Here is a 12879-nt window from a genome sequence, read left to right as displayed (position 1 = left end):
AAAGATTATGCGGCGGCTGCCGATATAGAAGTAACTTAATGATAATGTCAGGCGCCAACGCCGCGAACCCTCGATGAGGACAATATAATGAGCATTGATCGTACATCGCCCCTGAAGCCGGTTAGCCCAGTTCAACCGCGCGAAATGAATGACACTGCCACTGCAAAGACTCGCCCGCAAAAATCGGCGACCGCCAACAGCACCAGCGTCACGCTGAGCGATGCCCAGGCGAAACTGATGCAGCCTGGTAGCAACGATATCAACATGGAGCGTGTTGAAGCGCTGAAAACCGCCATCCGCAATGGCGAGCTGAAAATGGATACCAGTAAAATCGCTGATGCGCTGATCCAGGATGCGCAAAGTTTCTTAGAGTAACCACTGTATGAGTCGTCTGACGGAAATAATGGATCAAATGACGGTCGTGTTGAACGACCTGAAAACGGTCATGGACGCCGAACAGCAGCAGCTCTCTGCCGGAAATGTTCATGGCAGCGCGCTGCAGCGCATTACAGAAGATAAAAGCTCACTGCTGGCCACGCTGGACTACCTTGAACAGCAGCGACGCAGCGAGCAATCCGCGCGCCATAGTGCAAATGATGATGTCGTCGAACGCTGGCAAACTATTACTGAAAAAACGCAGCATCTGCGCGATCTGAATCAGCACAACGGGTGGTTACTGGAAGGGCAGATCCTCCGTAACCAGCAGGCGCTTGCCGTGCTTAAGCCGCATCAGGAGACAGGACTGTATGGCGCCGATGGCCAGACAGCCAGCTCACGCAGCGGCGGAAAGAAAATTTCGATTTAATCAGGCGATAGCCACAGGAATGGGGAGCACCGACAGGCGCTCCCCTTTTTTTGCATTACGCCGTGCGGCGGGCAAACTCTTTCACCTTAAAGCCCAGCACCGCGAGGGTGGCAAAGTAGGCCACTACCCCCACCAGCACGACCGCCATCAGGCGCAGCAGACGATATGGCATGGTGCCCAGCGACCAGTCCGGCATTACGTAGAGCATCCCCACCAGCGCGGCCGCCATTACCAGCACCGCAATCACCAGACGCAGCAGGAAGCGCGACCAGCCCGGCTGTGGGGTAAAGATCTGCTGCTTACGCAGCTGCCAGTAGAGCAGCCCGGCGTTGAGACAGGCCGCCAGACCGATGGATAACGACAGACCGGCATGCTTCAGCGGACCGATAAATGCGAGGTTCATCACCTGGGTCATAATCAGCGTCACAATGGCGATCTTCACCGGGGTTTTGATGTCCTGGCGCGAATAGAAGCCCGGGGCCAGCACTTTCACCACGATAAGGCCCATCAGTCCCACGGAATAGGCGATCAGCGCCCGCTGGGTCATGGCAGCATCAAAGGCGGTAAATTTACCGTACTGGAACAGGGAGACGGTGAGCGGTTTCGCCAGGATCCCCAGCGCTACAGCGCTTGGCAGCGCCAGCAGGAAGCAGAGGCGTAACCCCCAGTCCATCAGGCGGCAATATTCGTCATGGTTGCCACTGGCGAAACTGCGGGAGAGTGAAGGCAGTAAAATGGTGCCCAGCGCCACCCCCAGCACCCCGGAGGGAAACTCCATCAGGCGATCGGCGTAGTACATCCAGGAAACCGACCCGGAGACGAGGAAGGAGGCGAAGATGGTGTTGATGATGAGTGAAATCTGGCTCACCGACACGCCAAGGATCGCCGGCCCCATCTGCTTCACCACGCGCATCGCGCCGGCATCGCGCAGGTTAATGCGCGGCAGGACCAGCATGCCGATTTTCTTCAGGTGCGGCAGCTGATACGCCAGCTGGAGTACCCCCCCTACCGTCACAGCCCAGGCCAGCGCCAGTACTGGCGGATGGAAATGCGGCGCGGCAAACAGCGCAAAGCCGATCATGCTGACGTTAAGGAAGGTGGGCGCAAAGGCCGGTACCGAGAAGCGGTTCCAGGTGTTGAGGATGGCTCCGACCAGCGACGCCAGGGAGATCAGCAGTATATAAGGAAAGGTGATGCGCAGCAGCTGCGTAGTCAGGGCAAACTTGTCGGCGGTATCGGCAAAGCCGGGGGCGGTCACCATGATCACCCAGGGCGCCGCCAGCATCCCAATCACGGTGACGATGGCCAGCGCGAGGGTCAACAGCCCCGACACATACGCGACAAAGACCCTGGTGGCGTCTTCACCCTCCTTACTTTTATATTCCGCGAGGATAGGCACGAACGCCTGGGAAAAGGCGCCTTCGGCAAAAATTCGACGCAGCAGGTTGGGCAGTTTGAACGCGACAAAAAAGGCGTCAGTGGCCATCCCTGCGCCAAAGACCCGCGCCACAATGGCGTCGCGCGCAAAACCCAGCACGCGCGAAAACATGGTCATCGAGCTGACGGCGGCCAGCGATTTTAATAGGTTCATTAACGTGAGCTTCCACTACCTGAAACAAAACGCCTGCAAAGCAGGCGTCATTTCGCCGGGTATCGCTATGCTTACCCGGCCTGGAAAACGCAAAACGCGCCTAGTCTACTCGTAAAAACAGGAATTGCTATGGGCAGATGTTACAGAGGGTTATTCGCTCATGGCATCGCGCCAGAGCTTCTCCACGATGCGCTGGGCACGGATCGCCTGTTCACCCGAGGTTTCAGGAACCGTCTGATTTTGCACGCATTCAATAAAGTGGCGCGCGCAGCCCGCAAAACCACGCTGCTCCAGGGTGCTCTGCCAGCCAGGAATAGCCGGCGTAAACACTCCAGCGCCCCGCTCTTCGCGCCACTCGCGCATATCGGTCACGTCCAGCAGCGCGCCGTCCGTTACCGCCTGGACCCACTCCCGCTGGCTGCCTGCCCGGCGGTGCATGGAGGTGGTGATCTGCATATTGCCCGTGCTGAAATGGTGCTCAGCATAGATCATCGCCCCCTGCTCGTTGGTTTGCAGCGTGCCGCCGGTGAGACGCGCATTATCTCCCGCCAGCCACAGCGCGGTGTCCACCACGTGCAGATAATCATCCAGCAGGGTAAAACGCAGATCGTTGGGGCCGACGCTGTCGGCGCGATGCTTATCCATCCGCAGGGATGCCGCCTCCTGAAGCCCATTTTTCAGCTGCTGATAGAGCGGCGCAAAGCGACGGTTGAAACCGACCATCAGGGTGCGTTTTTTCTGTGCAGCGAGCTCAATCAGGCGCTCGGCGTCGGCCAGATTGTCCGCCAGTGGTTTATCAACACAGACATGCACCCCGGCATGCAGTAGCTCGCTAACCACCTGGTAATGGGTGGCGGTGGAAGTATGGACAAAGACTGCATCACAGGCGCGGGCCAGCTCCTGCAACGACTCATAGTAAGGCATACGCAGCGATTCACAGATCCTGATCGCCTTATCCCGAGAGGGTGACCAGGCCCCCTGCAATGTCCAGTCTGACGCGGCGCTCAGCACCGGCAGCCAGGCTTTCTGGGCGATCCCCCCCAGCCCTACCACGCCCACTCGTAATTTTGTCACCGTTAATCTCCCAGATGTGCCAGCAGCGAATCGAGGCGCTGCTTCAGTTCTTCGACTTCGTTTTCCAACGCTTCAACGCGGGCCAGTAAGGTTTCTTCCGTGGCGGGAGCCACTGTCTCAGCGGCGGCGGCAGTTTCAACCTCTCCGCTGAAGAGATGCATATAGCGGCTTTCACGCTTGCCCGGCTCCCGCGCCAGGCGCAGGACAAACGGGCCATCCTCTCTTGCCGCCAGGCCTTCGAGGGTCTGTTCCACCTCCTGCATATCGGCGAATTCATGCATGCGCGCCGCCCGGGTGCGCAGCTCGCCCGGGGTCTGTGCCCCGCGCAGCAGCAGGGTGGCGATCAGCGCCACTTCGGCGGAGTTTAGCTTCAGGGCGCCAAACTCGGAGTTGCAAAAACGCTGCTCATATTTGGTGACGCGATTGCCAAAGCCGCTGACGGTGCGCAGGTAGTGGCGTTTCACCAGCGCATCCAGCAGATCCTGTACCTCATGTTCGGCAAGGTTCATCACCGGTTCACGGTTGGTTTTTTGGTTGCAGGCCAGGGTGACCGCATTTACCGAGAGCGGATACTGCTCCGGCGTCGTGACCTGCTTCTCCAGCAGGCAGCCAATGACGCGCGCTTCAGTGGCGCTTAACTGATATTTCATCTCTGTTCCTTAGCGCCCCGCGCTCCACTCTTTGGTTGTCAGCGCCGTCAGGACATGATCGCGCCATTCGCCGTCAATCAGCAGGTAATCTTTGGCGTAGCCCTCCTTTTCAAATCCGAGGCGCGCCAGCAGACCGCCGCTGCGCTGATTGTGCGGCATATAGTTGGCCATAATGCGGTGCATGTGCTGGGTACGTTGCATATAGCGGATTGCCGAGGTCAGCGCTTCAAACATCAGCCCCTGCCCCTGCCATTTTTGCCCGATGGAGTACCCCAGATAGCAGGCATGAAACGAGCCCCGCACCACGTTAGAGAAGTTGGCGATGCCAATGATCTCTTTTTCATCGGGGTCCAGCAGGGCAAAGTAGAACGCTGAGCCCTGCTTGTGAAACTCGGCGATCATGCTCAGCCGGGCCTGCCAGCCGGAAGGATAGCAGTGACTCTCATCCCGCACGGGTTCCCAGGGTTTTAAAAACTGACGATTCTCAGCGTAGTAGTCCGCCAGACGCCAGGCATCACGCTCATGCACGAGGCGAACCACCAGCCGGTCGGTCGTCAGGCGTACTTTCGGCACATTACTGCGATAGCCAAACATGGATACTACTCCTTCATGTTACAACTTTGACCCGTTAGCTTTACTATACCTGCGCCGCTGCCTTCTGGGAAAACAGTGACATACCATTTTGAAGACTTTTCACATTTTTCGATTAAAACCCTCAATCAAAACCCCTTTTTGATAAAAAAATATTGTCGCCTGCGTAGTGGGAAAAAACCTGCCGACACCGCAGAATATTAGCGCGCTCATTATCTTGATACCCTAAATAATTCGAGTTGCAGGAAGGCGGCGACGCAGCGAATCCCCTGGAGCTTACTCCGGTAAGTGACAGGGGTGAGCGAGGAGGCCAACGCACCGGCAACCTGAAGTATGACGGGTATATTTCCCTGGAGGGGAAATGTCCCATATCTCACAGGCCCGGAGCCTGGGTAAATATTTCCTGCTTGTTGATAACATGCTGGTTGTACTCGGCTTTTTTGTCGTTTTCCCCCTCATCTCTATTCGCTTTGTCGATCAGATGGGCTGGGCAGCGTTGATGGTCGGCATTGCGCTGGGGCTGCGCCAGTTTGTCCAGCAGGGGCTGGGGGTGTTTGGCGGCGCGATTGCCGACCGCTTTGGCGCGAAACCGATGATTGTCACCGGCATGCTGCTGCGGGCGGCGGGTTTTGCCACGATGGCGATTGCCCATGAACCCTGGCTGCTATGGGTCTCCTGTATTGTTTCCGGGCTTGGCGGCACGCTGTTCGATCCGCCGCGCACGGCGCTCGTCGTGAAGCTGATCCGTCCCCGGCATCGCGGGCGTTTTTTCTCGCTGCTGATGATGCAGGACAGCGCGGGCGCGGTGGTGGGTGCGCTGCTGGGAAGCTGGCTGTTGCAGTACGATTTTCGGCTGGTCTGCGCCACTGGGGCGGTGCTGTTTATTCTGTGTGCGGCCTTTAACGCCTGGCTGCTGCCCGCCTGGAAGCTCTCCACCGTCAAAGCGCCGGTACGGGAGGGACTCGACCGCGTCTGGCGCGATAAACGTTTCATTACCTACGTGCTGACGCTGGCGGGCTATTACATGTTGGGCGTACAGGTGATGCTGATGCTGCCGATCATGGTTAACGATATCGCCGGATCGCCGGCGGCGGTGAAGTGGATGTACGCCATTGAGGCCTGCCTCTCCCTCACCCTCCTCTACCCTATTGCTCGCTGGAGCGAAAAACGCTTCCGCCTCGAGCATCGCTTGATGGCGGGCCTGCTGCTGATGTCCCTGAGTATGCTGCCCATTGGGATGGTGAGCTCCCTGCAACAGCTGTTTATGCTGATTTGTACCTTCTATATCGGCTCCATCATCGCCGAACCCGCCCGTGAAACGCTGAGCGCCGAGCTGGCCGATCCGCGCGCGCGGGGCAGCTATATGGGCTTCAGCCGTCTCGGTCTGGCGATTGGTGGCGCGCTGGGCTATGCCGGGGGCGGCTGGCTGTTCGATGCCGGGAAAGCCTTTAACCAGCCTGAACTGCCGTGGGTGATGCTGACTTTGATTGGGGTAACTACTTTCTTCGCGCTGGGCTGGCAGTTCAGCCACAAGCGCGCTGCACCCGGCGTGCTGGAGCCCGGAGCCTGACCGGGACTCAGGCACTATTCCTGTTCTTCGCCGTTATCAGTTTATTCTGCTGGTCTGAGGGACACTCCCCTGACATACTGGCGCGTCAGGATTGAAGCGCCAGTATGTCGAGGAAAATCATGAAAAAGATTGTTATTGCCACTGCGTTGATCATCAGCGGTCTGCTGGTTGGTTGTAATCAGCTCACCCAGTACACGGTCAGTGAACAGGAGATTAACCAGGCCCTGCAGAAGCGCAATAACTTTGCGAAAGATATCGGTGTGCCCGGCGTCGCCGATGCGCATATCGTCCTGAGCAATCTTGCCAGCCAGATTGGCCGCGAAGAGCCGAACAAAGTGATGCTCTCCGGCGACGCCAGTCTGGACATGAATTCGCTGTTCGGCAGCCAGAAAGCCAATATTAAGCTGAAGTTAAAAGCGTTGCCGGTCTTCAATAAGGATCAGGGCGCCATCTACCTGCAACAGATGGAGATCACCGACGCCGTGGTCTCGCCGGAGAAGATGAAACCGGTTCTGCAGACGCTGATGCCATACCTGAATCAGTCCCTGCAAAACTACTTTAATCACCAGCCGGCTTATATCCTGAGCGAAGACAACAGCAAGGGCGAAGCGCTGGCGAAAAAATATGCAAAAGGTATCGAAGTGAAGCCGGGTGAGATTGTCATCCCCTTCGTCGATTAACCCGTGAGGCGCTTCGGCGCCTTTTTTTACAGAAAAGAGTGCAAACGAAAACGTTTCCCCCTATTCTTTGTGTCCGGCAAAAATCATCTCACTCAGCCGGAGCCTATCCATGACTGCACAATCCCAGGTTTTGAAAATCCGCCGCCCAGACGACTGGCATATCCATCTTCGCGATGGCGATATGCTGAAAACCGTCGTGCCGTATACCAGTGAAATTTATGGCCGCGCGATTGTCATGCCAAACCTGGTGCCGCCGGTCACCACGGTCGATGCGGCGATCGCCTATCGCCAGCGCATTCTTGATGCCGTGCCTGCCGGTCACGATTTTACCCCGCTGATGACCTGTTATCTGACCGACACGCTCGATGCGAATGAGATTGAGCGCGGCTTTAGCGAAGGGGTCTTTACCGCCGCCAAACTCTATCCGGCCAACGCCACCACCAACTCCAGCCACGGTGTCACCAGCATTGACGCGATTATGCCGGTGCTCGAGCGCATGGAAAAACTGGGGATGCCCCTGCTGGTGCACGGCGAAGTGACTCATGCCGACGTCGACATTTTCGACCGTGAAGCGCGTTTCATCGAAACCGTGATGGAGCCGCTGCGCCAGCGCCTGCCGGGTCTGAAAGTGGTGTTTGAACACATCACCACCAAAGATGCCGCGGAGTACGTGCGCGATGGCAACGAGCTCCTGGCGGCCACCATCACCCCGCAGCACCTGATGTTCAACCGCAACCATATGCTGGTAGGTGGCGTGCGTCCGCACCTCTACTGCCTGCCGATCCTCAAACGCAATGTCCACCAGCAAGCGCTGCGCGAGCTGGTTGCCAGCGGCTTTGCGCGCGTCTTCCTCGGCACCGACTCCGCGCCCCATGCCCGTCATCGTAAAGAGGCCAGCTGTGGCTGTGCAGGCTGCTTTAATGCCCCGACCGCCCTTGCCAGCTACGCGCAGGTTTTTGACGAGATGAATGCCCTGCAACATTTCGAGGCGTTCTGCTCCCTGAACGGGCCGCGTTTCTACGGTCTGCCGGTGAATGAGGGCGTTGTTGAGCTGGTGCGCGAAGAGAGCAGCGTCGTGGAATCCATCCCCCTGACTGACGACACCCTGATCCCCTTCCTCGCGGGTGAAACCGTTCAGTGGACAGTGAAGCGTTAAAAATTGTTTGCCCCCTGTTGTAAATTCAACAATATGACTGTATAAATACACAGTATATAACACAGGGGGCAATTATGCGTATTGAAGTGATCATTGCCAGAACAACGCCTTTGCCTGCTGGTGCGCTGGACGCACTGGCGGGTGAATTATCCCGCCGTATAAACAACTCCTTTCCCGAACGCGAAGGTGCCGTCACCGTGCGTTATGCGGGGTCAAACAATCTCTCGGTCATCGGTGGCGCAAAAGATGATAAAGAGCGTATCAGCGAAATTTTACAGGAAACCTGGGAGAGCGCTGACGACTGGTTTATTACCGATTAAATTTTCTCCTTCATTGTGTTTTTTTGCCGGGTCGCCCCGGCTTTTTTTCCTCTTTTTATGTGAAAGCACGAATAATCTGACTGACTTCGTCAAAAATCATCAGCAAGATGACGTTTTAATGTTCAAACAATCCTAAAACGCATAAATATTTGGGACTGCCTGTTTCTTTTTCCCTTCAGAAGCCTTATTTATTGATATACTGAAATTGCTTCAGAAAAACACGCATTGAACCTCACAGTCGTTGTCTTTTTAACACGTATTCAGGGGGTTATGATGGAAAAGAATAATGAAGTCATCCAGACCCATCCGCTTGTAGGCTGGGATATCAGCACTGTAGATAGCTACGACGCACTGATGCTGCGTTTGCACTACCAGACTCCAAATCATCCTGACACTGAAGAAGCGGAAGTTGGGCAGACGTTGTGGTTAACCACAGATGTTGCACGCCAGTTTATTTCTATTTTAGAAGCCGGTATTGCAAAAATAGAATCCAGTGACTACCAGGAAAATGAGTACCGGCGACACTAGCGTCACGACACTTTTTCACCCAACAGGCACCTCACGGTGCCTCGTTTATTTCTCCCTTGTATAACCCTGCCTTCTTAATTACCCTGCTAACCAACGAAACGCGTAAAGAGAGCCTCATGAAATACGATCTTATTATTATTGGCAGCGGATCTGTCGGTGCGGCGGCAGGCTATTACGCAACGCGAGCCGGTCAGAACGTACTGATGATCGATGCCCATATGCCACCCCACACCGAAGGGAGCCACCACGGTGATACCCGTCTGATGCGCCACGCTTACGGCGAAGGTGAACGCTATGTGCCGCTGGTGTTACGGGCGCAGGCGCTGTGGGATGAACTGGTGCAAATCAGCGGTGAGCCGGTCTTTGAACGCACGGGGGTAGTCAATCTTGGGCCCTCCGACTCGCCATTTCTGGCGACCGTTGAACAGAGCGCCCGCCAGTTCAGCCTCAATCTTGAACGACTGGACGCGGCAGCGATCATGAAGCGCTGGCCTGAGATCAACGTCCCGGCGGACTATATCGGCCTGTATGAATCCGGGTCGGGCGTACTGCGCAGCGAACTGGCGATTAAAACCTGGATTGCGCTGGCCAAAGAGGCCGGTTGCGCCCAATTGTTTAACTGCCCGGTGAGCGCCATTACCCATCATGAGGACGGCGTCACCGTTGATACCCCGGAAGGCCCCTACAGCGCAAGCCGCCTGCTGGTAAGCGCCGGCACCTGGGTTTCACGTCTGGTTCCCGGCCTGCCGGTGCAGCCGGTACGCAAAGTTTTCTCCTGGTTCCAGGCTGACGGGCGCTACAGCCATCAGAATCACTTCCCTGCCTTTACCGGCGAACTGCCTGACGGCGACCAGTTTTACGGCTTCCCGTCCGAAAAAGATGCCCTGAAGATCGGCAAACATAACGGCGGGCAGGTGATTAACTCGCCGGAAGAGCGTAAGCCGTTTGGCGCGTATCCTGGGGATGGCTCTGAAGCATTCAAATTCCTGCGCAATGTACTGCCGGGTATCGGCGGCCTGTTACACGGTGCAGCCTGTACCTATGACAACACGCCGGACGAAGATTTCATCATCGATACCCTGCCGGGTCATGATAATACGCTGCTGATCACCGGCCTGAGCGGGCACGGGTTCAAGTTTGCCAGCGTGCTGGGTGAAATTGCCGCGCAATTCTCTCAGAATATCGCGCCGCCGTTTGATCTCACGCCTTTCTCCCTGTCTCGCTTTAGCCGATAATGGTGTCAGGCTTCGGGTTTCCGAAGCCTTTCATGCATCTTTTTACCGGTTTTCTCATGCGTCGTATCGTTAACTATCTGGTCAATAATATTCGCGAGCACCTGATGCTCTATATTTTGCTGTGGTCGCTGTTAGCAGTCCTCGATATTCTTTACATTGTATTTTTCTGATGAGATTCATTGACAAAAACTGACATTTCTTAAAATAACTATAATTTCCCCATAAATTATTTGAACATCATAAAAATGTCACAACCCGCCAAAAATCAGCCGCTCCAGCAAATCATTAACAGCGCCATTGACTATCATTTCTAATATTCATTCAAAATAATCGAACAAATAAAATTAATATTGAATATGTGTAAATATCATTTGCATTAATGTTTTGCTCACGCCATTTTTAGCGCTTGCGAATTAATAATGGTGCTCAAAATGCAGGTGCGAAATTCCCCCACACGCTATGGCGTTATTTCCATGAGTCTGCACTGGCTGATGGCGATTGCGGTTTACGGCATGTTTGGTCTTGGCCTCTGGATGGTGACCCTGAGCTATTACGATGGCTGGTATCACCAGGCACCGGAGCTGCACAAAAGCATCGGCTTTATGCTGATGCTGGCGCTGGTGGTGCGGCTGCTCTGGCGCCATATCTCCCCTGTTCCGCCGGCGCTGAAAAGCCAGACTCGCTTTACACGTATTAGCGCTGCCGCCGCCCATATCGCCCTGTACGCCTTGCTTTTCGCCATCCTGATCAGCGGCTATTTGATCTCCACCGCTGACGGAAAACCTATCAGTGTCTTCGGCCTGTTTGACGTCCCCGCCCTGCTGGCCGATGCCGGCCCCCAGGCCGATCTGGCTGGATCCGTGCATTTATGGCTGGCCTGGGGCGTAGTTATTCTCTCCGTATTACATGGACTTGCCGCCATGAAACATCACTTTATCGACAAAGACGCCACCCTGACACGTATGTTGGGCAAAGCGTCCCCTGACTCTGGAGCATAAAATGAAGAAAAGCCTGCTGGGATTAACCTTAGCGTCTCTGCTGTTCACCACCGGCGCCGCCGTGGCAGCGGACTACAAAATTGATAAACAAGGCCAGCACGCCTTTGTGAACTTCCGTATTCAGCATCTGGGGTACAGCTGGCTGTACGGCACATTCAAGGATTTCGATGGCTCATTTACCTTTGATGAGAGCAATCCGGCGAATGATAAAGTCAATGTCACCCTGAACACCAACAGCCTCGATACTAACCACGCCGAGCGCGACAAGCATCTGCGCAGCGCAGACTTCCTCAACGTGGCGAAATACCCGCAGGCGACCTTTACCTCGACCGAGGTGAAAAAGGATGGTGACGGGCTGGATATTACCGGCAACCTGACGCTGAACGGCGTAACGAAACCGGTTAAGCTGGATGCAAAACTGATTGGTCAGGGTGACGATCCGTGGGGCGGGAAACGCGCCGGGTTTGAGGCATCAGGTAAAATTCACCTGAAAGACTTCAACATCACTACCGATCTGGGCCCGGCGTCGCAGGACGTAGAGCTGATCATTTCGGTAGAAGGGGTTCAGCAGAAATAATACCCTCGCCCGGTCACGCGACCGGGCAAGGTTTCAGGGTCACTCCGGGTCAGGAATGCCCAGGCGGGTATTCAGACGCCCCCGCGACTTATTAAAGATCTTATTGCCATTTTCGCGCCCGGCACGGCGGCGGCGCTGCTCCTCTTCAGGCAACATGCTCTCTTCGCTACACAGCTCGCTGCAGCAGCCGTTAAACTTCTCAGCGCAGGCCGGACACTGAATAAACAGCAGATGACAACCGTCATTTTTGCAGTTGGTATGGGTGTCGCAGGCGGTGCCGCACTGATGACAGTGGGCAATCACATCATCAGAGATGCGCTCACCCATGCGCTCGTCAAAGACGAAGTTCTTGCCGATAAAGCGCACTGGTAGCCCCTGCTCGCGGGCGCGACGGGCATACTCGATGATCCCGCCTTCGATATGCCACACCTTGTTAAAGCCGTTGTGCTTCATCCAGGCGCTGGCTTTTTCGCAGCGGATCCCGCCGGTGCAGTACATGACAATTTTTTTGTCCTTATGCTCCTGCATCATCTCAACGGCTTTTGGCAGCTGCTCACGGAAAGTATCTGCCGGGATTTCCAGTGCGTTTTCGAAATGGCCCACTTCATATTCATAGTGGTTACGCATATCGATAAACACGGCGTCAGGATCGTCCAGCATGGCGTTCACTTCTGACGCTTTCAGGTAATCGCCCACGTCGCTGGCATCAAAGGTCGGGTCATCAATGCCGTCCGCCACAATGCGCTCCCGCACCTTCATGCGCAGCACCCAGAAGGATTTACCATCATCGTCCAGCGCAATATTCAGGCGCAGGCCGTCCAGAGCCGGATCGAAGCCATAGAGGAAGCTGCGCAGCTCATCGAGCTTGCTTTCAGGCACGCTGATCTGAGCATTGATGCCCTCATGGGCCAGATAGATACGGCCAAAGACGTTCAGCGCGGTTAACGCCTTGTACAGCGCGTCGCGGGTAGCCTGCGGGTTAACGATGGTGAAATATTTATAGAACGAGATCGTCCTGCGCGGCTCGGTTTCAGCCAACATGCGCGCTTTCAGCTCTTCGTTCGAAATGAGGTTGTGTAACACTGGCATGGTGTACGGTTCCTG

Annotated in this window: 16 protein-coding genes; 11 read left to right on the top strand and 5 right to left on the bottom strand. The window is 55.7% G+C overall.

What is annotated here, in order from left to right; translation table 11 throughout:
* Positions 1 to 87 precede the first annotated feature (87 nt).
* Together flgM and flgN are read left to right on the top strand one after the other, a co-directional pair.
* Positions 88 to 375: a flagellar biosynthesis anti-sigma factor FlgM gene (gene flgM / locus C2U54_RS13455; protein ID WP_103179073.1), complete on the top strand. Its 288-nt coding sequence runs from the start codon at positions 88 to 90 to the stop codon at positions 373 to 375.
* Positions 376 to 382: 7 nt separating this feature from the next.
* Positions 383 to 805 (top strand): flagella biosynthesis chaperone FlgN, encoded by a 423-nt coding sequence (flgN, locus tag C2U54_RS13450; RefSeq protein WP_103179072.1) that lies wholly within the window; start codon positions 383 to 385, stop codon positions 803 to 805.
* A 55-nt stretch (positions 806 to 860) separates the two neighbouring features.
* On the opposite strand, the gene murJ is transcribed toward flgN, so the two are convergent.
* The 4 genes from murJ to rimJ form a co-directional block, all read right to left on the bottom strand.
* Positions 861 to 2396: a murein biosynthesis integral membrane protein MurJ gene (murJ, locus tag C2U54_RS13445; RefSeq protein WP_103179071.1), complete on the bottom strand. Its 1536-nt coding sequence runs from the start codon at positions 2394 to 2396 to the stop codon at positions 861 to 863.
* A gap of 150 nt (positions 2397 to 2546) precedes the next feature.
* Positions 2547 to 3470: a Gfo/Idh/MocA family protein gene (locus C2U54_RS13440; RefSeq protein WP_103179070.1), complete on the bottom strand. Its 924-nt coding sequence runs from the start codon at positions 3468 to 3470 to the stop codon at positions 2547 to 2549.
* A gap of 2 nt (positions 3471 to 3472) precedes the next feature.
* Complete coding sequence (locus C2U54_RS13435; protein ID WP_103179069.1) at positions 3473 to 4120, bottom strand: YceH family protein; 648 nt, start codon at positions 4118 to 4120, stop codon at positions 3473 to 3475.
* 9 nt (positions 4121 to 4129) lie between these two features.
* Positions 4130 to 4714, bottom strand: a complete 585-nt coding sequence (gene rimJ / locus C2U54_RS13430; protein WP_103179068.1) for a ribosomal protein S5-alanine N-acetyltransferase — start codon at positions 4712 to 4714, stop codon at positions 4130 to 4132.
* 358 nt (positions 4715 to 5072) lie between these two features.
* On the opposite strand from rimJ, the gene mdtH reads away from it, so the two are divergent.
* The 9 genes from mdtH (at position 5073) to C2U54_RS13380 (ending at position 11775) form a co-directional block, all read left to right on the top strand.
* Positions 5073 to 6281: a multidrug efflux MFS transporter MdtH gene (gene mdtH / locus C2U54_RS13425; RefSeq protein ID WP_103179067.1), complete on the top strand. Its 1209-nt coding sequence runs from the start codon at positions 5073 to 5075 to the stop codon at positions 6279 to 6281.
* A 119-nt stretch (positions 6282 to 6400) separates the two neighbouring features.
* The gene (locus C2U54_RS13420; protein WP_103179066.1) at positions 6401 to 6961 is read left to right on the top strand and encodes a lipoprotein; all 561 of its coding nucleotides are present in this window, start codon (positions 6401 to 6403) and stop codon (positions 6959 to 6961) included.
* Positions 6962 to 7070: 109 nt separating this feature from the next.
* Entirely contained in the window at positions 7071 to 8117 is a 1047-nt protein-coding gene (pyrC, locus tag C2U54_RS13410; protein WP_103179065.1) for a dihydroorotase, read from the top strand.
* Positions 8118 to 8191: 74 nt separating this feature from the next.
* Entirely contained in the window at positions 8192 to 8437 is a 246-nt protein-coding gene (gene dinI, locus C2U54_RS13405; RefSeq protein ID WP_103179064.1) for a DNA damage-inducible protein I, read from the top strand.
* A gap of 273 nt (positions 8438 to 8710) precedes the next feature.
* The gene (gene bssS, locus C2U54_RS13400) at positions 8711 to 8965 is read left to right on the top strand and encodes a biofilm formation regulator BssS (protein ID WP_103179063.1); all 255 of its coding nucleotides are present in this window, start codon (positions 8711 to 8713) and stop codon (positions 8963 to 8965) included.
* Positions 8966 to 9081: 116 nt separating this feature from the next.
* Positions 9082 to 10200 carry an N-methyl-L-tryptophan oxidase gene (solA, locus tag C2U54_RS13395; protein WP_103181066.1) on the top strand — a complete coding sequence of 373 codons (1119 nt, stop codon included), beginning with the start codon at positions 9082 to 9084 and terminating at the stop codon, positions 10198 to 10200.
* Positions 10201 to 10256: 56 nt separating this feature from the next.
* Entirely contained in the window at positions 10257 to 10370 is a 114-nt protein-coding gene (locus tag C2U54_RS13390; RefSeq protein WP_103181065.1) for a YceO family protein, read from the top strand.
* A 261-nt stretch (positions 10371 to 10631) separates the two neighbouring features.
* Positions 10632 to 11198, top strand: a complete 567-nt coding sequence (locus tag C2U54_RS13385; protein ID WP_103179062.1) for a cytochrome b — start codon at positions 10632 to 10634, stop codon at positions 11196 to 11198.
* A 1-nt stretch (position 11199) separates the two neighbouring features.
* A complete protein-coding gene (locus C2U54_RS13380; RefSeq protein WP_103179061.1) occupies positions 11200 to 11775 on the top strand; it encodes a YceI family protein in 576 nt (191 codons plus the stop codon).
* A gap of 39 nt (positions 11776 to 11814) precedes the next feature.
* Here the strand turns inward: C2U54_RS13380 and trhO are convergent, their stop codons facing one another.
* A complete protein-coding gene (gene trhO / locus C2U54_RS13375) occupies positions 11815 to 12864 on the bottom strand; it encodes an oxygen-dependent tRNA uridine(34) hydroxylase TrhO (protein ID WP_103179060.1) in 1050 nt (349 codons plus the stop codon).
* Positions 12865 to 12879 lie beyond the last annotated feature (15 nt).

The organism is Leclercia sp. LSNIH1, assembly GCF_002902985.1.
Lineage (GTDB): Bacteria > Pseudomonadota > Gammaproteobacteria > Enterobacterales > Enterobacteriaceae > Enterobacter.
The sequence above is the reverse complement of the archived record's forward strand: the minus strand, read 5'-3'. Positions and strand labels throughout refer to the sequence as shown.